General features: G+C 41.1%; 18 protein-coding genes. All 18 read left to right on the top strand.

From position 1 onward, the window contains the following. The 18 genes from purQ to typA all read left to right on the top strand — a co-directional run bounded on the left by purQ (window position 1) and on the right by typA (window position 22,897). Complete coding sequence (gene purQ / locus IGJ19_RS05790) at window positions 1-675, top strand: phosphoribosylformylglycinamidine synthase subunit PurQ (RefSeq protein ID WP_019724081.1); 675 nt, start codon at window positions 1-3, stop codon at window positions 673-675. Next, the gene (gene purL / locus IGJ19_RS05795; RefSeq protein WP_115357534.1) at window positions 676-2,898 is read left to right on the top strand and encodes a phosphoribosylformylglycinamidine synthase subunit PurL; all 2,223 of its coding nucleotides are present in this window, start codon (window positions 676-678) and stop codon (window positions 2,896-2,898) included. It abuts the gene before it with no gap. Next, complete coding sequence (gene purF, locus IGJ19_RS05800) at window positions 2,883-4,322, top strand: amidophosphoribosyltransferase (protein ID WP_071867134.1); 1,440 nt, start codon at window positions 2,883-2,885, stop codon at window positions 4,320-4,322. The genes purL and purF overlap by 16 nt, the downstream gene beginning before the upstream one ends. 30 nt (window positions 4,323-4,352) lie before the next feature. Then, entirely contained in the window at window positions 4,353-5,396 is a 1,044-nt protein-coding gene (purM, locus tag IGJ19_RS05805) for a phosphoribosylformylglycinamidine cyclo-ligase (RefSeq protein WP_161642408.1), read from the top strand. After that, window positions 5,393-5,971, top strand: coding sequence for a phosphoribosylglycinamide formyltransferase (purN, locus tag IGJ19_RS05810; RefSeq protein ID WP_115357535.1), 579 nt, complete (start codon window positions 5,393-5,395; stop codon window positions 5,969-5,971). The genes purM and purN overlap by 4 nt, the downstream gene beginning before the upstream one ends. Next, window positions 5,968-7,500, top strand: coding sequence for a bifunctional phosphoribosylaminoimidazolecarboxamide formyltransferase/IMP cyclohydrolase (purH, locus tag IGJ19_RS05815; RefSeq protein ID WP_430604467.1), 1,533 nt, complete (start codon window positions 5,968-5,970; stop codon window positions 7,498-7,500). The genes purN and purH overlap by 4 nt, the downstream gene beginning before the upstream one ends. 15 nt (window positions 7,501-7,515) lie before the next feature. Next, the gene (gene purD / locus IGJ19_RS05820) at window positions 7,516-8,781 is read left to right on the top strand and encodes a phosphoribosylamine--glycine ligase (RefSeq protein ID WP_430604468.1); all 1,266 of its coding nucleotides are present in this window, start codon (window positions 7,516-7,518) and stop codon (window positions 8,779-8,781) included. Window positions 8,782-8,899: 118 nt separating this feature from the next. Beyond that, entirely contained in the window at window positions 8,900-9,814 is a 915-nt protein-coding gene (locus IGJ19_RS05825; protein WP_071867129.1) for an aldo/keto reductase, read from the top strand. Between the two features lie 105 nt (window positions 9,815-9,919). Further along, window positions 9,920-11,041 (top strand): hypothetical protein, encoded by a 1,122-nt coding sequence (locus tag IGJ19_RS05830; protein ID WP_074799706.1) that lies wholly within the window; start codon window positions 9,920-9,922, stop codon window positions 11,039-11,041. A gap of 239 nt (window positions 11,042-11,280) precedes the next feature. Beyond that, a complete protein-coding gene (guaC, locus tag IGJ19_RS05835; protein ID WP_019723828.1) occupies window positions 11,281-12,258 on the top strand; it encodes a GMP reductase in 978 nt (325 codons plus the stop codon). Window positions 12,259-12,369: 111 nt separating this feature from the next. Next, window positions 12,370-13,806, top strand: coding sequence for a PLP-dependent aminotransferase family protein (locus tag IGJ19_RS05840; RefSeq protein ID WP_161642395.1), 1,437 nt, complete (start codon window positions 12,370-12,372; stop codon window positions 13,804-13,806). A gap of 519 nt (window positions 13,807-14,325) precedes the next feature. After that, window positions 14,326-15,435: a pyruvate dehydrogenase (acetyl-transferring) E1 component subunit alpha gene (pdhA, locus tag IGJ19_RS05845; protein WP_010735671.1), complete on the top strand. Its 1,110-nt coding sequence runs from the start codon at window positions 14,326-14,328 to the stop codon at window positions 15,433-15,435. Window positions 15,436-15,437: 2 nt separating this feature from the next. Continuing rightward, on the top strand, window positions 15,438-16,415 hold the full coding sequence (locus IGJ19_RS05850) for an alpha-ketoacid dehydrogenase subunit beta (protein WP_010735670.1): 978 nt from the start codon (window positions 15,438-15,440) through the stop codon (window positions 16,413-16,415). A gap of 24 nt (window positions 16,416-16,439) precedes the next feature. Next, on the top strand, window positions 16,440-18,092 hold the full coding sequence (locus tag IGJ19_RS05855; RefSeq protein ID WP_074799703.1) for a dihydrolipoyllysine-residue acetyltransferase: 1,653 nt from the start codon (window positions 16,440-16,442) through the stop codon (window positions 18,090-18,092). A gap of 7 nt (window positions 18,093-18,099) precedes the next feature. Continuing rightward, on the top strand, window positions 18,100-19,506 hold the full coding sequence (gene lpdA / locus IGJ19_RS05860; protein ID WP_010735668.1) for a dihydrolipoyl dehydrogenase: 1,407 nt from the start codon (window positions 18,100-18,102) through the stop codon (window positions 19,504-19,506). 168 nt (window positions 19,507-19,674) lie between these two features. After that, window positions 19,675-19,950 (top strand): UPF0223 family protein, encoded by a 276-nt coding sequence (locus IGJ19_RS05865; RefSeq protein WP_019723241.1) that lies wholly within the window; start codon window positions 19,675-19,677, stop codon window positions 19,948-19,950. 4 nt (window positions 19,951-19,954) lie between these two features. Then, on the top strand, window positions 19,955-20,722 hold the full coding sequence (locus IGJ19_RS05870) for an inositol monophosphatase family protein (protein ID WP_115358461.1): 768 nt from the start codon (window positions 19,955-19,957) through the stop codon (window positions 20,720-20,722). A 345-nt stretch (window positions 20,723-21,067) separates the two neighbouring features. Next, the gene (gene typA / locus IGJ19_RS05875; protein ID WP_010735665.1) at window positions 21,068-22,897 is read left to right on the top strand and encodes a translational GTPase TypA; all 1,830 of its coding nucleotides are present in this window, start codon (window positions 21,068-21,070) and stop codon (window positions 22,895-22,897) included. Window positions 22,898-23,239: the final 342 nt, after the last annotated feature.

Here is a 23,239-nt window from a genome sequence, read left to right on the forward strand (position 1 = left end):
ATGAAATTTGCCGTGATTGTTTTTCCTGGATCGAATTGTGATGCGGACTTGCTTTGGGCGATCCGTGATGTGATGGGCGCAGAAGCAGACTATGTTCGTTATGACGAATCTTCTCTTGAAGGGTATGACGGAGTATTGATCCCTGGCGGATTTTCTTACGGGGATTACTTACGTTGTGGAGCGATTGCTCGTTTCTCCACAATCATGGATGAAGTGATTCGTTTTGCGGAAGAAGGAAAACCTGTTTTTGGTACATGTAATGGATTCCAAGTGTTGACGGAGGCTGGATTGTTACCAGGCGTATTAAGAAGAAATGATTCACTGCGTTTCATCTGTAAGTCAGCGTCATTGAAAGTCAACAATCAAACATCCTTTACTTCAGAGTACGACAAAAATGAGGTGATCCAGTTGCCGGTGGCCCATGGAGAAGGCAATTATTTTTGTGACGAAGAGACGCTTCAAGAACTGATCGACAACAACCAAATCGTGTTTACCTACGAGGGAGAAAATATCAACGGCAGTGTGGCCAACATTGCAGGGATTACAAACAAAGCAGGAAATGTGTTAGGGATGATGCCCCACCCAGAACGAGCAATGGAAGCATTACTTGGCTCAGAGGATGGCAAACGTTTCTTCGCTTCGCTATTGAAGAATTTCGGAAAGGTGACTGCATAAATGAAAACAATGATGGAGCCAACTGCATTAGAAATCAAAGAACAAAAGATTTATACGCAATGGGGACTGACGGATGAAGAATACCGGATGATCGAAGAAGACATCTTAGGTAGGATGCCTAATTATACGGAGACCGGTTTGTTCTCAGTCATGTGGAGTGAACACTGTTCTTACAAAAATTCCAAGCCGATCTTGAGAAAATTCCCAACAAGTGGGCCGAATGTCTTACAAGGGCCTGGTGAAGGTGCGGGCATCGTTGATATTGGAGACGGACAAGCAGTGGTTTTTAAAGCAGAAAGCCACAATCATCCTTCGGCAGTCGAACCTTATGAAGGCGCAGCAACAGGTGTTGGGGGTATTATTCGTGATATTTTCAGTATGGGTGCACGTCCGATTGCTCTACTTGATTCACTGCGTTTTGGTGAATTAGATAATCCTCGTACAAAATACCTTTTAGAAGAAGTTGTTGCTGGTATCGGAGGGTATGGTAATTGTATCGGCGTACCAACGGTTGGTGGTGAGATCGCCTTTGATCCTTGTTATGAAGGAAATCCATTGGTCAATGCGATGTGTGTCGGGTTGATCGACCATAAAGATATCCAAAAAGGACAAGCATCAGGTGTGGGCAATTCGATCATGTATGTGGGTGCTAAGACAGGTCGGGATGGTATCCACGGTGCGACATTTGCCTCCGAAGAATTTAGTCAAGAAGAAGAACAACAACGTTCAGCAGTCCAAGTTGGCGATCCTTTTATGGAAAAATTATTGTTAGAAGCTTGTTTGGAATTGATTTTTGACCACTCAGACATTCTTGTCGGTATCCAAGATATGGGTGCGGCAGGACTTGTTTCATCTAGTTCAGAAATGGCTTCAAAAGCAGGCTCTGGTTTGGTATTGACCTTGGACGATGTACCTCAGCGTGAATCACAGATGACCCCTTATGAAATGATGTTGTCTGAATCACAAGAACGGATGTTGATCTGTGTGAAGGCAGGATCAGAAGCGCGCGTCCAAGAACTATTCCAAAAATACGATTTAGATGCGGTGACGATCGGAAAAGTAACAGATGATGGTCAGTACCGTTTGTATCATCATGGAAAAGAAGTAGCTAATCTTCCGGTAGATGCCTTAGCAGAAGATGCGCCTGTCTACCAGAAAGAAATGGTTGAACCAGAACGGATGGCAAAATTCCGTGAATTAGGGCAATATCAACCAGTGATCGATGACCCAAATAACGTGTTGCTAGATTTATTGCAACAACCAACGATTGCTTCAAAACGTTCGATCTATGAAACTTACGATTCTCGTGTCCAAACGAATACAGTCGTTGCTCCGGGTAGTGATGCCGCAGTCTTACGTATTCGTGGCACGAAAAAAGCGTTAGCGATGACGACGGATTGTAATGCTCGTTATATTTATCTAGATCCAGAAATTGGTGGTCAGATCGCTGTTGCGGAAGCAGCAAGAAATATCGTCGCGAGTGGTGGACAACCGTTAGCGATCACGGATTGTTTGAACTATGGTTCTCCAGATAAACCAGAAGTATTCTGGGAATTAGCGTACTCAGCTGATGGGATTGCCAAAGGATGTGAAATGTTGGAAACACCCGTGATCTCAGGAAATGTTTCTTTATATAACGAGACAGATGGCCAAGCGATCTATCCAACGCCGATGATCGGTATGGTCGGATTGATCGAAGCGCACGAACATATCACTACCCAAGAGTTCAAACAAGCGGGAGATTTGATCTATGTGATCGGCCAGACGTTTGCAGACTTTAACGGCAGTGAATTACAAAAGATGCAGCTTGGCAGGATCGAAGGAATGGTGGAGCATTTTGATCTAACCACCGAAAAAGAAAACCAAACCTTGGTGTTAGAAGCAATCAAAGCTGGACTGATCCAAAGTGCGCATGACTGTGCAGAAGGTGGGTTAGCGGTAGCTATCGCTGAATCAGCGTTTACAAATGGATTTGGGGTATCAACGACAATTGATCTGCCAGTTGCTCATCTGTTTTCTGAAACACAATCACGTTTTGTCGTATCAGTAACAAGAGAAAACAAACAAGCATTTGAAAAACTAGCTGGTGATCGTGTGACATTTCTTGGTCACGTGACGGAAGAAAAACAATTAGTGGTACAAGCAAATGATGGAAGAGTTGACTTGGCAGTCGCTTCGGCGAAACAGTCTTGGGAGGAAGCGATCGAATGTCTTATGAAGTAAGAAGCATCAATGAAGAATGTGGAGTGTTCGGTGTTTGGGGACATCCTCAAGCTGCCAATGTCACTTACTTTGGTTTGCATAGTTTGCAGCATCGTGGGCAAGAAGGCGCTGGCATCGTATCGAATGATGACGGGAAATTATATGGTCACCGTGATCTTGGGCTTCTTTCGGAGGTATTCAAAGATCCAAGAAAACTAGCAGCTTTATCTGGACAAGCAGCGATCGGTCACGTTCGCTATGCTACTGCGGGCAATGGCAGTGTAGATAATATCCAACCTTTTTTATTCAAATTTTACGATCAATCGATTGGGTTGGCTCATAACGGCAATCTGACGAATGCTCGCTCTTTGCGGACGTCTTTAGAAAAAGATGGTGCTATCTTTCATTCAAATTCAGATACAGAGATCTTGATGCATTTGATCCGTCGTAGTAACGAAGAAACATTTTTAGACAGATTAAAGGAAGCCTTAGCTGAGGTAAAAGGCGGGTTTGCCTACTTATTACTGACAGAAGACGCCATGGTTGCGGCACTGGACCCTAATGGTTTTCGCCCATTAGCCATTGGTCAAATGAAAAATGGCGCATATGTCATTACTTCTGAAACCTGTGCGCTGGAAGGGATCGGTGCGCGCTTCGTACGTGATGTCTTGCCAGGAGAAATCGTCATCATCAATGATGATGGCTATACGATCGAACAATACACGACAGATACTCAACTGGCGATTTGTTCGATGGAATATATTTACTTTGCACGTCCGGATTCTGATATTGCAGGGATCAATGTGCATACAGCACGCAAAAATATGGGGAGACGTTTAGCGGCTGAAGCGCCGATCGAAGCAGATATGGTGGTTGGTGTGCCGAATTCTTCGTTGTCAGCAGCCAGTGGGTATGCGGAAGCAAGTGGAATCCCTTATGAGATCGGCTTGGTGAAAAATCAATACGTGGCGCGTACGTTCATTCAACCAACGCCAGAATTAAGAGAACAAGGTGTGCGAATGAAACTTTCAGCGGTTCGAGGAGTTGTTGAAGGAAAAAAAATCATTATGGTCGATGATTCGATCGTTCGCGGCACTACAAGCCGAAGAATCGTCAATCTATTAAAAGAAGCCGGAGCAAAGGAAGTCCATGTACGAATTGCATCTCCACCATTGAAATATCCATGTTTTTATGGGATCGACATCCAAACGAGGAAAGAACTGATCGCAGCGAATCATTCAATCGAAGAAATCAGAGAATGTATCGGTGCAGATTCGTTGGATTTCTTGAGTGAAGAAGGTTTGATTGGCGCAATCGGCCTACAAAAAGATGCCCCTTATTCAGGGTTATGTATGGCTTATTTCAACGGCGATTATCCGACACCGCTATATGACTACGAAGAAAAATACCAAGAATCTTTAAAAGAAAAAGTATCATTTTTTTAAACGGAGCAAATGAAAGGAGCAAGTAATCAAATGAGTAATGCTTATGCAAAAGCGGGTGTGGACGTAGAAGCGGGTTATGAAGTCGTGGATCGCATCAAAAAACATGTGAAGAAAACAGAAAGAATCGGTGTGATGGGGGCATTAGGAGGATTTGGTGGTTGCTTTGACCTTAGTGGATTCCAATTAAAAGAACCTGTCTTAGTTTCCGGAACAGACGGTGTAGGTACTAAGTTAGCTGTAGCTATCGCCGCAGATCGCCATGAAACGATCGGTATCGATTGTGTCGCGATGTGTGTCAATGATATTTTGGCACAAGGGGCAGAACCTTTATACTTTTTAGATTATTTGGCAACAGGTAAAAATGATCCAGAACGTTTAGAAAAAGTCGTAGCAGGCGTTGCCGCTGGCTGTGTTTCAGCAAACATGGCATTGATCGGTGGCGAAACAGCAGAAATGCCAGGCATGTATCAAGGGGACGATTATGATCTGGCAGGCTTTGCGGTAGGGATCGCGGAAAAAGCGCAATTGATTACTGGTCAATCGATCACAACAGGTGATATCTTGCTAGGTTTGCCTTCTAGTGGCATCCATTCCAATGGGTACTCTTTGGTTCGTAAAATTTTTTTTGAACAGCATGGTTTTTCATTAGAAGAAACGATCGAAGGGTTGGATTCCTCTTTGGCAGATGTGTTGCTTGAACCAACAAAAATCTATGTTTCGACTTTATTGCCATTAGTCAAAGAAGAGAAGATCAAAGGTGCCGCACATATTACAGGTGGTGGATTTATTGAGAATATTCCACGGATGTTGCCAGAAAACGTTGCTGCCAGCATCGATCTAGGCACTTGGCCAGTTTTACCGGTCTTCGATTGTTTACAAAAGTATGGGGAAATCCCTGCACATGAAATGTATGAGATCTTTAACATGGGCATTGGAATGGTCATTGCAGTTGCTCCTGAACATGCGAGTGAAATCATTGATCAAATCCGTAAATCTGGCGAAGAAGTCTATCAAATCGGGCAAGTCGTACCTTTTGAGGAGCAAAAAGTCGTGATCGCAGAGGGGAAAAAATGAAGATTGCCGTCTTTGCTTCAGGAAATGGCAGTAACTTTCAAGCGCTGGTCGATTATTTTAAAAAGAACCGACTTTCTGCGACAATCGAGTGGTTGTTTTGTGATCAGCCACATGCCTATGTTTTACAACGGGCAAAAAAAGCGCAAGTTCCGAGTACCTGTTTTTCACCGAAAGAGTTTGCATCAAAAACGGAGTACGAACAAGCGATCCTTGAAGAATTAGCAAACCGAGAGATTGATTTGATCGTACTGGCAGGCTATATGCGAATCGTTGGTGAAGGGTTACTGTCTGTTTACGAAAATAAAATGATCAATATCCATCCTTCGTTATTACCAAATTTTCCAGGTCTTCATGGGATTCGCGATGCTTTTGAAGCAGGCGTGGAAGAAACAGGTGTGACTGTCCATTATATCGATCGTGGTGTGGATACTGGACCGATCATTCGTCAGGAAAAAGTAGTAATCGAAAAAGAAGATACATTAGCTACATTGGAACAAAAAATCCATCAAATCGAACATCAGATCTTTCCAGAAGTAATCGCAAAAATAGTAAATATGGGAGATGTAAACAAATGACAAGAGCGTTAATAAGTGTTTCAGATAAGACTGGGGTCATTGACTTTGCGAAAGGACTGCGTGCTGCCGGTATAGAGATCATTTCCACAGGCGGAACAAAAACTGCTTTAGAAGAAGCGGGAATCGAAACTATCTCCATTGAAGAAGTAACTGGTTTTCCTGAAATGATGGATGGTCGAGTAAAAACCTTACATCCGAAAATCCACGGAGGATTATTAGGGCGTCGAGATAGTGAAAGCCATATGGAGGCAATGGAAAAAGAAGCCATCCAACCAATCGATATTGTCTGTGTCAACCTTTATCCATTCAAGGAAACGATCTTAAAACCAGAAACGACCGAAGCAGATGCGATCGAAAATATTGATATCGGTGGGCCGAGTATGTTGCGAAGTGCTGCAAAAAACCATGCCTTTGTAACAGCCATCGTTGATCCCCTTGATTATGCGATCGTCTTAGCAGAAATCCAGCAAGAAGGTTACACGACTCTTGCGACGCGCAGAAAACTAGCAGCAAAAGTTTTCCGTCATACGGCGGCTTATGATGCCTTGATCGGACAATATCTCACAGAGGCAGTGGGTGAGAAAGAACCTGAGAATCTAACACTTACCTACACGCGTAAACAAGACCTTCGTTATGGTGAGAATAGCCATCAAGAAGCAGCGTTTTATCAAGCGGCATTACCATCGAGCTACTCGATTGCGTGTGCGGAACAATTGCACGGTAAGGAACTTTCTTTCAATAATATTCGTGATGCGGATGCTGCGTTACGTATCATGAGAGAGTTCACGGAACCAACGGTCGTTGCGCTAAAACATATGAACCCATGTGGTATCGGAAGTGGCGAGACGATTTTCTCTGCGTGGGAAGCAGCTTATGCTGCTGATCCGGTATCGATCTTTGGCGGTATTATCGTATTGAATCGGGAAGTCGATTTGGTTAGTGCACAAGCAATGACCCAATTATTTTTAGAAATCATTATCGCTCCTAGTTACAGTGAAGAGGCGCTAGCTGTACTGAAAACAAAGAAAAATCTCCGTCTGTTGCAAGTCGATTTCTCAAATGTGGAGGGAAATGCTAACGAAATGGTCTCTGTCTTAGGCGGTTTACTGATCCAACAAGATGATCGTGCAATGGAAGAACCCGAAAGTTGGACCGTAGTCACCGATCGTCAACCCACAAAAGAAGAGCAAGCAGCGATGGCTTTTGCTTGGAAAGCAGTCAAACATGTGAAATCAAATGCGATCGTCGTTGCAAATCAACAGCAAACCCTCGGTATTGGTGCCGGTCAAATGAATCGTGTGGGTTCGGTCAAGCTTGCAATCGAACAAGCTGGTGCTAAAGCCGGAACAGCTGCGCTTGCAAGTGATGCTTACTTCCCGATGGATGACTCTGTCGAATACGCTGCGAATCATGGTATCAAAGCAATCATCCAACCAGGAGGAAGTATCAAAGATCAAGCCTCAATCGATATGGCAAATAAGCATGGTATCACAATGGTATTTACCGGCGTGCGTCATTTTAGACATTAAGAAGGAGCGAATAAAATGAAATGTTTAGTGATTGGCTCGGGCGGACGAGAACATGCAATCAGTAAAAAACTTGCAGCTAGTCCGTTAGTCGAAGCGGTGTATTGCGCACCTGGAAATGCAGGGATGAAAAAAGATGGGATTCGTTTGGTAAATCTTGCTGAAACAGAACATGAAGGATTGATCGAGTTTGTTCGATCTGAAGGAATCGCCTGGACATTTGTAGGTCCAGAGATCCCTCTACTCAATGGGATTGTTGATGATTTTCAAGCGGAAGGATTAGCGATTTTTGGTCCAACTAAAGCAGCTGCCTTGATTGAAGGTTCAAAAAGCTTTGCCAAAGAGTTAATGGCACGTCAAGGTATTCCTACGGCAGAGTCACAAACGTTTAGCCGTTTTGCTGAAGCAAGAAAATATATTGAAGCGAAAGGCGCACCGATCGTTATCAAAGCAGACGGATTAGCTGCTGGTAAAGGGGTCGTTGTGGCAGAAACCATCGAAGCCGCTGTCGAAGCCGCTTCAGAGATGCTAGAACATAATCGATTTGGTGCTAGTGGGCAACAAATCGTTGTGGAAGAGTTCTTGTCTGGTGAAGAGTTCTCTTTACTTGCTTTTGTCCGAGATACAGAAGTTTATCCCATGGTGATCTCGCAAGATCACAAACGAGCGTATAATGGTGATAGAGGTCCAAATACCGGTGGAATGGGTGCCTATACACCTGTGCCACAAATCCCTCAAACCATGGTTGATCAAGCTGTCGAAGAGGTGCTGAAACCCGCAGTGCGAGGAATGAAAGAGCTAGGACGTCCATTTACTGGTATTTTATATGCAGGGTTAATTGCCACAGCAGAAGGACCAAAAGTAATCGAGTTCAATGCTCGGTTTGGTGACCCTGAAACGCAAGTCGTCTTGCCGCGACTCAAAAGTGATCTAGCAGAAATCATTGACCGTCTATTATCAGGAAAGGCAGTCGAGTTAACATGGGAGTCAGAAGGGTTTTGCTTAGGGGTAGTCGTTGCTGCGGAAGGTTATCCAGAAAACTACCAAAAAGGCGCCTTACTTCCAGATTTTTCAACTGATCCAGATGTGTCCATCTATTATGCCGGAGTAGAGGAACGAGCAGAAGAATTGGTAGGTGCAGGAGGACGGATCTATTTGGTGGAGGCTAGTGGTCAGACAATCGAGGAAGCGCAAGAAAAAATATACTCGGTTTTAAAAGTCAAGAATACTGATCATACATTCTATCGGACGGATGTCGGCTCAAAAGCCTTGGTACAAAAGTAAAATCTAAATAAAGAAATAAAACTATTTTTTGCTGAATAGGAAAAATAGTTTTATTTTTTTTGAAGCCTTTTCATGGTGATTATGGTAAAATCGAGTTGGTAAGAAAGGATGAGATTTGATGAAAAAGATTCGTTTAGGGACTTCTGACCAGCTCGTATCCTCCGTCATTTTAGGTTGTATGCGGTTGAATGGTTCTGAGCAACCTGAAAAAGTGATTGAAACAGCTTTTGAAAATGGCATCAACTTTTTTGACCATGCGGATATTTACGGTGGTGGGGACTGTGAAACAATTTTTGCTCAAGCGTTAGCAAAAACTTCGCTAAAACGTGATGAATTATTTATCCAAACGAAATGCGGGATCGTACCAGGAAAGATGTTTGATTTCTCAAAAAAACACATCATTCAATCGGTTGAAGATAGCTTGCGTCGATTAGATATGGAATACGTTGATGCCTTGTTACTTCATCGTCCAGACACGCTCGTTGAACCCGAAGAAGTGGCGGAAGCGTTTGATGAGTTGGAACAATCTGGCAAGGTTCGTTTCTTTGGTGTGAGCAATCAAAAGCCAATGCAGATCGAGTTATTGAAAAAATATGTGAAACAGCCGTTACTGGCAAATCAATTACAGTTTGGTCTGAAACATTCCGAAATGATCGATCAGGGAATCCATGTGAACATGACGGATCAAGCAAGTATTGACCATGATGGCAGTATCCTAGATTATTCTCGTTTGCATGAGATGACAATCCAAGCGTGGTCGCCTTATCAATATGGCTTCTTTGAAGGTGTATTCATTGGAAATGAAAAATTCCCGGAATTGAATCAGTCGTTAAACGAACTGGCAGAAAAATATCAGACGACACCAACCGGTTTAGCTTCAGCATGGATTTTACGTCATCCTGCAAATATGCAAGTGATCGCTGGAACGATGAATCTGACAAGGATTGAAGAAATCGCGAAAGCATCAATGATCGATATGACACGAGAAGATTGGTATGCATTGTATCGTGCTGCTGGCAACATTTTGCCATAAAATAAAAGATATCGTTAGCCGACTCTCTGTTTTTTATGAGAAAGAGAGTCGGTTTTTACAAAAATAGAAAAACGATGAACAGTATCGAAGAAAAGAGGAGAATCAATGGATAAACAGTTAAGGAAACTATTACAAGATGAGAGAAAATACTTATACGCCGATTTTAGTACATTACATAAAACGCAACAAAAACTATATAATGAAATCATCAAAGAACAAAATAACTTATTGAATAAATTTCCTGAAAATGGAACACAAGCAAAAAAACTTATCGACCCAATCAATTCTTATGAAAATAAGATCGAAATGTGGGTAGCCAACGCCATGCGGATGGAAAAAATGGAGAAGCATATCCAATCTATTCGATTAAAACTACATGCGGGCTTTTCTCAGCCAAGCAAGGCTTTCGAAAGAATGGGCTATCAGGAAAATTCGGCAAGAATCATGCTTGAAAAACGAAATGAACAGTTTTATCCCAAGGTGTTTCAACAATTGATTTCAAATATTACTTCCTTCCTTGGTCAGAATGTCACTTTCGCCCGTGGTGAAGCAAAGATTCCGCAATCGGTTGATCTAAACCTAAGTAAAAAAACGTTACAAACACGTAAAGATCGTTTGTCAGCTGAATTTAAAGTACTACATAAAGAATCAAATGAATGGAAAAATGATTTGAAAACCTTAACGAAACAAGTGTTGAAGCATCGTGAAGATTTAGAAAATCCTGATTTTCGAATGGATTTTAAAAGAGGCTTGGAATCGCATCATTCCATTGAACATATTGCAGGACCCGTCATCAATTCGATCGAATCACTACATTCAAGTATGTTGAATTACGCAGAAAGTTTGATCCATTTAAATAAAAAAGAGGGAGAACTTTTTGAGACCAGAGCGCAAATCAACGGGAAAGAGCAGTATGTCAATGGGAGTCATACGCTGAAAAGCTTGAATTACCAGCGTGGTCAGGCACTAACTGATCTAAAAGCAATAAGCAAAGAATATTATACTCCTAAAGTGCTGTCAGCGATCGATTATGTACGTGGTCTAGGTGCAGGAGTACTAAGAACAGTTGATGTAGATAAGCATGTACAGACGGACAGAAAACTCCAACAAGTATCTCAGCTAAAAGCACAAGGCTCTTTCGCCGACCGTGCGAATCGTGCGAAAAAAATGGCGGGAGATTTCCAACAAAATCGCCCAACAACAAGCAACCACGAAAAAAGTCGTTAGGAATCATTGTGATTTCACAAACAAATAAGTAAAGTAAAATCAAAAAAAGCGAACATTTTTTTAACGTTCGCTTTTTTTGTACGAAAACTTAATTAAAGGTAAAGTGAAACTTTTTTATAACAAAAAAGCTTGATTTTTTATTGAAATTACGTTAAATTACTTGAGGTGCTAAAAATAAGCACGTAAAAAGCAGATAATGTTCGTGTTTTTTACGAATATGAAATCGAGAGGACGATATGATGAAAGTATTTGATTACGAAGATATTCAACTGATTCCTAATAAATGTATCGTAAACAGCCGTTCAGAATGTGATACAACTGTGACATTAGGTTCACATACATTTAAAATGCCGGTTGTACCAGCAAATATGCAAACGATCATTGATGAAACGATTGCGGAATTTTTAGCTGAAAATGGTTATTTCTATATCATGCATCGTTTTGAAGAAGAAGCAAGAATCCCATTTATCGAAAAAATGAAAGCAAGAAATTTAATTTCTTCTATTAGTGTAGGCGTGAAAAAGGACGAGTATGCTTTTGTAGAAGAATTAGCAGAAAAATCGCTTGTACCAGATTATATTACAATTGATATTGCCCATGGACATTCAAATGCTGTGATCGCGATGATCCAGCATATCAAAAAGCATTTACCAGATACGTTTGTCATTGCGGGGAACGTAGGGACGCCAGAAGCCGTTCGAGAATTGGAAAACGCTGGAGCAGATGCAACGAAAGTCGGCATTGGCCCAGGAAAAGTATGTATCACAAAAATCAAAACTGGTTTTGGTACTGGTGGTTGGCAATTAGCTGCACTAAGATGGTGCGCGAAAGCTGCCCGTAAACCCATCATTGCTGATGGTGGCATCCGTACGCCTGGAGATGTCGCGAAATCAGTGCGTTTTGGCGCGACGATGGTGATGATCGGCTCATTGTTTGCAGGGCACGAAGAATCACCAGGAGAAACAAAAGTAGAGAACGGCGTCGTTTACAAAGAATATTTTGGATCAGCCTCTGAATTCCAAAAAGGCGAAAAGAAAAATGTTGAAGGTAAGAAAATCTGGATCCAACACAAAGGATCTCTGAAAGATACGTTAGTTGAAATGCAACAAGACTTACAATCTTCGATTTCTTATGCCGGTGGTCGTGACTTAGAATCAATTCGTAAAGTCGATTATGTCATCGTTAAAAACTCTATTTTCAACGGAGATACGATTTAATTTAATAGATTAGAAGATTGGTAGGAGAAATCTTGCCAATCTTTTTTTGGCATTTTCCTTTCTGTAAAAACTACGTTACAATAGTAGAAAGTAAACAATTGGAGAATCGTTATGTGGACGAAAATAAATAAAGAAAAAGGTTCTGTTTACCAACAAGTTATGGACCAAATCTTGAAGAACATCGAAAATGGACAATTGCAACCAGGAGATAAACTACCCTCGGAAAGACTATTTGCGGATTATTTTGGAGTGAATCGTACGACTGTTGTGCATGCGTTAGATGAATTGCGTGGACTAGGGATATTGGAAAGTCGTCAAGGGAGTGGTCGGTTTATTTCTTCGGTGACTTGGGGTGATTTTTCAGAGCCACGGATCGATTGGCGTCAATTGATCTCTGTAAGATACGATAAGATCGTTGATAGTTACGGAGAAAAAGTCAAAGATGCAAGTCGGAAATCCGATTTTTTAGATTTATATTCAAGTGAAATGCCGCTTGATGTATTACCTAATGTGAAGATGCCCAATTATACATTAGAAGGTATCTTAAAAGAAGAACAAGCCGTTTCCGTGTTTGGGTATCAACCGTTGATGGCGCAGATCAGAGAACGCTTGATCAGAAATAACGGATTTTCGTTTAAAAAAAGTCAATTGCTGATCACGGGTGGGGGACAACAAGCAATCTTCCTGATTTTACAAACGATTTTGTCCGTAGGAGATGCCGTTGCGGTGGAATCCCCAACCTTTTTCTACCGCTTGCCATTGTTTAAAGCACTTGGTACCCGCTTATTCGGTATTCCAATGGATGATCAAGGGATTGATTTAGGGAAATTGGAAGAAGCCGTTCATAAGCATAAGATCAAAGCGGTCTTAGTCAATCCAAATTTTCAAAATCCGACAGGTACAGTGATGGCAGCTGAACGCCGCCAACGTTTAGTCGCGCTGTGCCGCAAATACCAATTGCCGATCATAGAAGATGATGTGTTTGCAGATTTAGCCTTTTCTCCAGAAAAAAAAGCTTCGATCGCTCCGATCCATGTGATTGATCCGGAAAATGTGCTGTATGTCGGTTCGTTATCGCGCTTGTTAGGGGAAACGACTAAAATTGGTTGGATCGTCGGTCCAGCGATTTTGATCCAACGATTGTCTGAGGCACAAAAAATGATGGATGTCTCTTTGAGTATCTTTACACAAATGGCCGCAACTGCTGTTTTTGAATCTTCTTTTGACCAAAACATGGCAAGTCTGTGTCAACGACTAGAAAAGAACAGTCAGCTTTTACGTAGTTGGATCGATTCGCAAGACTTCTTTCATTTAGCCCCTCTTGCAGGTGGATACTATGGCTGGCTGACTTGGGAGGGTGAAAAGTTCACGAAGGTATTAGCAGAAAGATTATTGCGTGAGGGGTTAGGTGTGGCCCCAGGTTATCTTTTTGGCGAAGACATCGGTTTAAGAATCAACTATAGCCGTATGAGCTCTGATGACCTGCCACTATTCGCTTCACGAATGGACAAATTACAAACATGGTTGGAAGAGAAAGAGAAGCAATAGCAAGAAAAGAAAGAGTAACTTTTGTTATTTTTTCTTTTCTTTTTTATTTTGTGAAGAAATTTCTGGAAAAGTTGACGTATTGCCTGTCAATCAAAAGAAATATGTAGTTGTACAGGCTTATTGTTTGTAAAAAAGCCTATGTTAAGGATAAAATTAAGATAAGTGATTTGTGTAATCACTCACTATCGAGAAAAAAATTAATACAGTGACTGGTAAAAGGTTGTAACAACTTGAATACAGAAAAGAAACGATTGTTATAAAAGGGGAGAAACATCTCTATGTTTTTTTAGAAAAAATGTAAACCGCTTACTATCTTGTGATTGCCTTCACTATTTTAACAGAGATAGGGATTGTTATAATTTTTTTTTAATGGTGAAAATTTATGCTTAAAGCTTGTATTTCGGAGGAATACGTGATAATTTATTAGTGAAGCCGGAGAAATAGTGATACAGATATCGTCGCTGTTTCAACCGCGGAATGAAGAGAGTTTCTTATAGATGAGAGAGGAATGTGTGATAAATGGCAAACAAGAAAACACCTATCGACTTCCAAGCGTTGCTTGAAGAAGTCAATTCAGATTTTCCGGTATACCAAGCACTTGATCAAGATGGGAAAGTAGTAAACCCTGATCTTGTTCCAGATTTGACAGATGAAGAGTTAGTAGAATTGATGACTAGCATGGTTTGGTCTCGTGTATTGGATCAACGCTCAACAGCATTGAACCGTCAAGGACGTTTAGGATTTTTTGCTCCTACTGCTGGACAAGAAGCAAGTCAATTAGCTAGTGCATTCGCTTTTGACAAAGAAGATGTACTATTACCAGGTTACCGTGATGTTCCACAATTGATCAAACACGGCTTACCTTTATCTCAAGCATTTCTATGGTCTCGTGGACATGCAGCTGGAAACTTCTACCCAGAAGAATTGAAAGCTCTACCACCACAAATCATCATTGGTGCACAATACGTCCAAGCAGCAGGTGTTGCATTAGGACTTAAAAAACGTAATAAGAAAAATGTTGTTTTCACTTATACAGGTGATGGCGGTTCTTCTCAAGGTGACTTCTATGAAGCAATCAACTTTGCTGGAGCTTACCATGCGAATGCTGTATTCTACATCCAAAACAATGGATTTGCGATTTCAACACCTCGTGAAAAACAAACAGCAGCAAAAACATTAGCGCAAAAAGCAGTAGCAGCTGGTATCCCAGGTATCCAAGTGGATGGTATGGACCCATTAGCTGTATATACTGTTTCAAAAATGGCACGTGACTGGGCAGTTTCTGGTAACGGACCTGTATTGATCGAAACATTGACTTACCGTTACGGTCCACATACATTATCTGGTGATGACCCAACGCGTTACCGTGAAAAAGACGTTGATGATGAATGGCAATTAAAAGATCCATTGATACGTTTCCGTAAATACCTAACTGAAAAAGGATTATGGAGCGAAGAAAAAGAAGAAGCAGTCATTGAACAAACAAAAGAAGAAATCAAAGCAGCAATTGCTGAAGCAGATAAAGTTCCAAAACAAAAAGTTTCAGATTTCTTGAAAAATATGTTTGAAGAAACACCACAAACAATCAAAGAACAAATTGCAATCTATGAAGCGAAGGAGTCGAAATAACCATGGCACAAAAAACAATGATTCAAGCAATCACAGATGCCTTAGCACTTGAACTTGAAAACGACGAAAACGTACTCGTTTTTGGTGAAGATGTCGGCAAAAACGGAGGCGTATTCCGTGCAACTGAAGGATTGCAAGAAAAGTTCGGTGAAGACCGCGTATTTGACACTCCTTTAGCAGAATCAGGTATTGCCGGATTAGGTTTCGGTTTAGCACTTGAAGGATTTCGTCCTGTCCCTGAAATCCAATTCTTTGGCTTTATTTTTGAAGCAATGGATGAAGTTGTAGCACAAATGGCTCGTACAAGATACCGTATGGGTGGAACAAGAAATATTCCAGTAACGATCCGTTCACCATTTGGTGGTGGTGTTCATACACCTGAATTACACTCAGATAACTTAGAAGGATTGATTGCTCAATCTCCTGGTATCCGTGTAGTGATTCCATCAAACCCATATGATGCAAAAGGATTATTGATTGCTTCTATTAGAAGTAATGACCCTGTTGTTTTCTTGGAGCATATGAAACTTTACCGTTCATTCCGTGAGGAAGTGCCAGATGAAGCGTACGAAGTGCCTTTAGACAAAGCCGCAGTGACTCGTGAAGGAACAGATGTATCGATCATCACTTATGGTGCAATGGTACGTGAAGCCATTAAGGCAGCAGATAATCTTGAAAAAGAAGGTATCTCTGTTGAGATCGTTGACCTACGAACAGTTGCTCCATTAGATGTTGAAACAATCATCAAATCTGTTGAAAAAACAGGACGTGTCGTTGTTGTTCAAGAAGCACAACGTCAAGCAGGCGTAAGCACTCAAGTAATCTCTGAAATCTCTGAACGTGCAATTCTTTCATTAGAAGCACCAATCGGACGCGTTTCTGCACCAGATACTGTTTTCCCATTCGGTCAAGCAGAAAACATCTGGTTGCCAAATGCTTCTGACATCGAAGCAAAAGTAAAAGAAATCGCAGAATTTTAAGGAAAGAAAGGACGTTAAAAACCCATGGCTTACCAATTTAAATTACCTGATATCGGTGAAGGTATCGCAGAAGGTGAAATCGTTAAATGGTTCGTTCAACCAGGCGATACGATCAATGAAGACGATACATTATTAGAAGTACAAAATGACAAATCAGTGGAAGAAATTCCATCTCCAGTGACAGGAACAGTGAAAAGCATCGTTGTTCCAGAAGGTACAGTCGCAAATGTTGGTGACGTATTAGTTGAGATCGATGCACCAGGACATGAAGGAAACGAAGACAGCGGAAGCGAAGGCGTGGCAGCTACTGAGCAAACACCTGAAGCACCTGCTGCTGAACCAACAACAGAAAGTTCATCTGCATCAGCAGAAGCTTCTGAAGGTGGCGTATTCCAATTCAAATTACCTGATATCGGTGAAGGTATCGCAGAAGGTGAAATCGTTAAATGGTTTGTTAAAGCCGGTGACACGATTAATGAAGACGATACATTATTAGAAGTGCAAAATGACAAATCAGTGGAAGAAATTCCATCTCCAGTAACAGGGACTGTGAAAACAATCGTTGTTTCTGAAGGTACAGTCGCAAATGTTGGTGACGTATTGGTTGAGATCGACGCGCCAGGACACAATAGTGCACCTGCAAGCAAACCAGCGGCAGCAACTTCTGATGCAAAAGTGGAAACTTCAGGTTCTTCAAGTATCCCTGAAGCTGCAAACCCAGATAAACGCGTATTAGCAATGCCATCTGTTCGTCAATTCGCTCGCGAAAAAGACGTGGATATCAGCCAAGTTTCTGCAACTGGAAAAGGCGGACGTGTGACAAAAGAAGATATTGAAAACTTCTTATCTGGCGGAGGCGCTCCAGCAGCTGCAAGCAAACCTGCTGAATCAGCTGCACCGACAGAAGCATCTGCTGAAAAACCAGCTGAAACAAAAGCTGCTCCAGCAAAAGCATTCAAATCAAACTTAGGCGATCTAGAAGAACGTGTGGCATTGACACCAACACGTAAAGCAATTGCCAAAGCGATGGTCAACAGCAAACAAACAGCACCTCATGTCACTTTACATGATGAAGTTGAAGTAACAAATCTTTGGGATAACCGTAAGAAATTCAAAGAAGTGGCAGCTGCTAACGGCACGAAATTAACGTTCTTGCCTTACGTTGTCAAAGCATTGACTGCAACAGTCAAAAAATTCCCAATCTTGAATGCGTCAATCGATGATGCAAAACAAGAAATCGTTTATAAAAACTATTACAATATCGGTATCGCAACAGATACAGACCATGGTTTGTATGTGCCAAACGTGAAAGATGCTGACCGTAAAGGAATGTTTGCGATCGCAGACGAAATCAACGAGAAAGCAAAACTTGCACATGATGGCAAACTAGCGGCAGACGATATGCGTAATGGAACGATCACGATCAGTAACATTGGTTCAGTTGGCGGCGGCTGGTTCACACCAGTAATCAACTACCCTGAAGTAGCAATCCTAGGTGTAGGAACAATTGCCCAACAACCAATCGTCAATGCTGAAGGAGAAATTGTTGTTGGCCGTGTGATGAAATTATCATTGAGTTTCGATCACCGAATCGTCGATGGTGCGACAGCACAACAAGCAATGAATAACATCAAACGTTTATTAGCTGATCCAGAGCTATTAATGATGGAAGGATGAGAAACAAATGGTAGTTGGAGATTTTGCTGTTGAATTAGATACAGTTGTAATCGGTGCGGGACCTGGCGGCTATGTCGCTGCCATCCGCGCTGCTGAAATGGGCCAAAAAGTAGCGATCATTGAAAGAGAATATATCGGCGGCGTTTGTTTGAACGTTGGTTGTATTCCTTCTAAAGCGTTGATCGCAGCAGGTCATCATTATCAAGAATCACTTGATTCATCGATGTTTGGTGTAACAAGTGAAAATGTCTCACTTGATTTTACAAAAACACAAGAGTGGAAAGACAACAAAGTAGTGAAAACATTGACTTCAGGTGTCGGCTACTTGTTGAAAAAACACAAAGTTGAAACGATCGAAGGCGAAGCATTCTTCGTAGATGATCATACATTACGTGTGATCCATCCGGATTCTGCTCAAACGTATTCATTCAACCATGCTATCGTTGCAACAGGTTCTCGTCCAATTGAAATCCCTGGATTCAAATTTGGTGGTCGTGTCTTAGATTCTACAGGTGGATTGAGCCTAACAGAAGTTCCTAAGAAATTCGTCATCATCGGCGGCGGGGTAATCGGTGCTGAACTTGGTGCGGCTTACGCAAACTTAGGTTCTGAAGTAACGATCCTTGAAGGTTCACCACAAATTTTACCTACGTATGAAAAAGACTTGGTGAAATTAGTGGAAGATGACTTCAAGAAAAAAGGCGTAACAGTCATTACAAATGCCATGGCTAAAGAATCAATCGACAATGGTGATAGCGTAACTGTAAAATATGCAGTAGACGGAAAAGAAGAATCAGTAACAGCTGACTACGTGATGGTCACTGTTGGACGTCGTCCGAATACTGAAGACATGGGCTTAGAACAAGCTGGTGTTGAAATCGGTGAACGTGGCTTGATCCCAGTTGATAATCAAGGACGTACAAACGTACCTAACATCTTTGCAATCGGCGACATCGTTCCAGGCGCTGCTTTAGCACATAAAGCAAGCTATGAAGCAAAAATCGCCGCAGAAGCAATCTCTGGCAAAAAAGTAGCCGTTGACTACAAAGCTATGCCAGCTGTTGCCTTTACTGATCCTGAATTAGCATCAGTAGGGATGACGATCAAAGAAGCAAAAGAAGCCGGACTAGAAGCAACTGCTTATAAATTCCCATTCTCTGGGAATGGTCGTGCATTATCATTAGGTAAAACAGAAGGCTTTATCCGCTTAGTGACAACCAATGAAGACAATGTCATCATCGGTGCGCAAATCGGTGGAGTTGGAGCGAGTGATATGGTTTCTGAACTTGCTTTGGCAATCGAATCAGGTATGAACGCTGAAGATATCGCGTTGACGATCCATCCACATCCATCTTTAGGTGAGATCACAATGGACGCAGCTGAATTAGCTTTAGGCTTACCGATTCATATTTAATCATTCAACTAAATGCAACTTTCTCTGAGAAGAGAGAGTTGTGTTTTTTTATACTCTAAATAGCGACTATAAAATTATTATGTAAACTAAAATAGAGCAAAACCACTTGGAAGAAGTCTTCTTTCTATGATAAACTGAAAGGGATGAATAGAATAGGAGATAATATCTATGAATGAGTATCAATATCCATTAGACTTGGACTGGACCACTGAAGAAATGGTCATCGTGATGAACATGTGGGAGGCCCTCGAAAAAGCGAATGAACAAGGGATCAATAATCAGGAATTTCTAACAACCTATCAACAATTCAAAACAGTGATCAAATCGATCGGAGAAGAAAAACGATTAGGACGCGAATTTGAAAAAGCTTCTGGCTATTCGCTATACCGTACTATTCAAGAGGCAAAGAAGAACACCAACAAAATGCTAAAAATGAATGGGTGAGACGATGGAGAAAATGATTGAGGAAATAATTGGCTGGTTGGTAGCAGCAAAAGAAAAGATCCTTCATGCACAAAATGATCAACTAACAGTCGCAGAAAAAACGAATCGTAAAGATCTAGTGACAAACATGGATCGAGAAATCCAAGCATTTCTGATCAATAAAATCCATTCTGCCTATCCTCAAGCAAAAATTTTGGCAGAAGAAGAAGGATACAACAACTTATCGGATTTGAGTGGTCAAGTCTTTATTATTGATCCCATCGATGGTACCTTGAATTTTGTAGTCCAAGGCGAAAATTTCTGTATCATGCTTGCTTATTACGAAGATGGAGTGGGACAGCTAGGGTTTATCTATGATGTCATGCGAGATGAATTATACTGGGGCGGTAAAACGATCGGTGTTTACAAAAATGATGTGAAATTAACAAAACCGCAAGACCTTCCGTTAGATAAAGGATTAGTAGCAATCAATAGCTATCTCTTCGGTCACGATCGATTCAATATCCATGCGATTGGTGAACAAAGTATCGGCGTTCGGATGTGTGGCTGTGCAGGCTTAGAATTGATTGCGATGTTAAAAGGAAACCACATCGGCTATATCTCTAATCTAAGTCCCTGGGATTACGCAGCTGGCAATGTTCTTTTGGAAGAGTTCGGTATGCGATATAGTGGGTTTTCCGGTGCGCCATTGACTTTCAGTGGCAGAGAATATTATTTAGCCGCAACGCCAACAGCCTATGAGACCATACTTGACATGCTTCAATTGGACTGATTATTTTTCTGAGTTTGAGATATGCCTATCAAATAGCTCTTATAAAATAAGTGGAGGACGATAAAATTGCTTTTTAAGCAACCTAGTCCTTCGCTTATTTGTTTAGTCAAATATAGTATCGGAATATTCATTTGTAGAATATGCTAGTGGAAGAGTTTTGTAATAGCTCCTTTTTTACATAAATTCGGATTTTTCGTGCTGTTTTGATTAGAAAAAGGGCAAATTATTAATTTTCTCGAAAAAATGAAAACATTTCACTATATTTCATGAAAAAAGTTTGGTATAATAAACAGTCGAGTAAAATTGCCCTGTGATAAAGAATCGATAAAAAAGGAGTTACTTAAATTGAATAAAAGAAATGACATCCGTAACGTAGCGATCATCGCCCACGTCGACCACGGAAAAACAACATTAGTTGATGAACTATTAAAACAATCTGACACATTAGACGCCCACACTCAATTACAAGAACGTGCGATGGACTCAAACGCACTTGAACAAGAACGTGGAATCACAATCTTAGCGAAAAATACAGCTGTTGATTATAAAGGGATTCGCGTCAATATCATGGATACACCTGGACACGCGGACTTCGGTGGTGAAGTAGAGCGTATCATGAAAATGGTAGACGGCGTTGTCTTAGTTGTAGATGCTTATGAAGGCACCATGCCTCAAACACGTTTCGTATTGAAAAAGGCTTTAGAGCAACATATCACACCGATCGTTGTTGTAAACAAGATTGACAAACCATCCGCTCGTCCTGAGTATGTGGTAGATGAAGTCTTAGAATTATTTATCGAATTAGGCGCAGACGATGATCAATTGGATTTCCCAGTGATCTACGCATCTGCTTTGAACGGAACATCAAGCTTATCCGATGATCCAGCGGACCAAGAACCAACAATGGCACCGATCTTTGATACAATTGTCGAAGCTATCCCTGCACCAGTTGACAATAGCGATGAACCTTTACAATTCCAAGTATCATTACTTGATTACAACGATTATGTTGGACGTATCGGTATCGGCCGTGTCTTCAGAGGAAAAATCAAAGTTGGTGACCAAGTATCACTGATCAAACTTGATGGCACAGTGAAGAAATTCCGTGTGACAAAATTATTTGGTTTCTTTGGCTTACAACGTTTAGAAATCCAAGAAGCTAAAGCTGGTGATTTGATCGCTGTCTCAGGAATGGAAGATATCTTCGTTGGGGAAACCGTTACACCAGTCGATCATCAAGAAGCATTACCGATTTTGCATATCGATGAACCAACATTACAAATGACTTTCTTAGTCAATAACTCTCCATTTGCTGGACGCGAAGGAAAATACGTGACATCACGTAAAATCGAAGAACGTTTGATGGCAGAATTACAAACAGACGTTTCACTTCGTGTTGAACCAACGAATTCACCAGATGCTTGGACAGTTTCAGGTCGTGGTGAACTTCACTTATCGATCTTGATCGAGAACATGCGTCGTGAAGGTTATGAATTACAAGTATCACGTCCAGAAGTTATCGAAAGAGAAATCGATGGCGTAAAATGTGAACCATTTGAACGTGTTCAAATCGACACACCAGAAGAATACATGGGTAGTGTCATCGAATCATTGAGCCAACGTAAAGGTGAAATGCAAGACATGGTCCATACAGGAAATGGTCAAATTCGTTTGACATTCTTGACACCTGCTCGTGGATTGATCGGTTACTCAACAGAGTTCTTATCAATGACTCGTGGTTACGGAATCATGAACCACACATTTGATCAATACTTGCCAATGCTTCCTGGCCAAATCGGCGGACGTCACCAAGGTGCGTTAGTATCCATCGATACAGGTAAAGCAACCACGTATTCAATCATGAGTATCGAAGAACGTGGTACTGTATTTGTTGAACCAGGAACAGAAGTATACGAAGGTATGATCATCGGTGAAAACAGCCGTGAGAATGACTTGACAGTCAATATCACAAAAGCAAAACAAATGACCAACGTTCGTTCTGCTAACAAAGATCAAACATCAGTCATCAAAAAACCAAAACAATTAACACTTGAAGAATCATTAGAATTCTTGAATGACGATGAATACTGTGAAGTAACTCCAGAAAACATCCGTCTAAGAAAACAAATCTTAGAAAAAAATGCACGTGAAAAAGCATCTAAAAAGAAAAAATAATTATTTTGACCGAATCTTAGAGAGAAATCTCTGAGGTACGGTTTTTTTTGTAACTTTTAAACCGATCAAAGATTATTCTTTTTCCTTGATAAGTAAAGTTAAATAACGCTGTTCTTTCAATTTTTACAAGTTAATATAGAAAAAATGGCGTTATCAAAAAATGATTTTAGTTTTAAACTTAACAAAGTAAAGTTTACCTATATTTATAGACATGGATGGAAGGTGAGACAAAAAAATAAAACAACGCTTCTGATTGAAAGATAAGAAAATAGCCATAACATTTTGAGAAGGAGGAGCGATGTCTTTAGATGAGAGAAATAGATACCATATAAGTAGCAACGC

This window comes from Enterococcus sp. DIV1368b, from assembly GCF_050529595.1.
Taxonomy (GTDB): domain Bacteria; phylum Bacillota; class Bacilli; order Lactobacillales; family Enterococcaceae; genus Enterococcus_B; species Enterococcus_B mundtii.

Coding starts and splice junctions, on each gene's coding strand:
- purQ (WP_019724081.1), top strand. CDS start 1: ATGAAATTTGCCGTGATTGTTTTTCCTGGATCGAATTGTGATGCGGAC.
- purL (WP_115357534.1), top strand. CDS start 676: ATGAAAACAATGATGGAGCCAACTGCATTAGAAATCAAAGAACAAAAG.
- purF (WP_071867134.1), top strand. CDS start 2,883: ATGTCTTATGAAGTAAGAAGCATCAATGAAGAATGTGGAGTGTTCGGT.
- purM (WP_161642408.1), top strand. CDS start 4,353: ATGAGTAATGCTTATGCAAAAGCGGGTGTGGACGTAGAAGCGGGTTAT.
- purN (WP_115357535.1), top strand. CDS start 5,393: ATGAAGATTGCCGTCTTTGCTTCAGGAAATGGCAGTAACTTTCAAGCG.
- purH (WP_430604467.1), top strand. CDS start 5,968: ATGACAAGAGCGTTAATAAGTGTTTCAGATAAGACTGGGGTCATTGAC.
- purD (WP_430604468.1), top strand. CDS start 7,516: ATGAAATGTTTAGTGATTGGCTCGGGCGGACGAGAACATGCAATCAGT.
- IGJ19_RS05825 (WP_071867129.1), top strand. CDS start 8,900: ATGAAAAAGATTCGTTTAGGGACTTCTGACCAGCTCGTATCCTCCGTC.
- IGJ19_RS05830 (WP_074799706.1), top strand. CDS start 9,920: ATGGATAAACAGTTAAGGAAACTATTACAAGATGAGAGAAAATACTTA.
- guaC (WP_019723828.1), top strand. CDS start 11,281: ATGAAAGTATTTGATTACGAAGATATTCAACTGATTCCTAATAAATGT.
- IGJ19_RS05840 (WP_161642395.1), top strand. CDS start 12,370: ATGTGGACGAAAATAAATAAAGAAAAAGGTTCTGTTTACCAACAAGTT.
- pdhA (WP_010735671.1), top strand. CDS start 14,326: ATGGCAAACAAGAAAACACCTATCGACTTCCAAGCGTTGCTTGAAGAA.
- IGJ19_RS05850 (WP_010735670.1), top strand. CDS start 15,438: ATGGCACAAAAAACAATGATTCAAGCAATCACAGATGCCTTAGCACTT.
- IGJ19_RS05855 (WP_074799703.1), top strand. CDS start 16,440: ATGGCTTACCAATTTAAATTACCTGATATCGGTGAAGGTATCGCAGAA.
- lpdA (WP_010735668.1), top strand. CDS start 18,100: ATGGTAGTTGGAGATTTTGCTGTTGAATTAGATACAGTTGTAATCGGT.
- IGJ19_RS05865 (WP_019723241.1), top strand. CDS start 19,675: ATGAATGAGTATCAATATCCATTAGACTTGGACTGGACCACTGAAGAA.
- IGJ19_RS05870 (WP_115358461.1), top strand. CDS start 19,955: ATGGAGAAAATGATTGAGGAAATAATTGGCTGGTTGGTAGCAGCAAAA.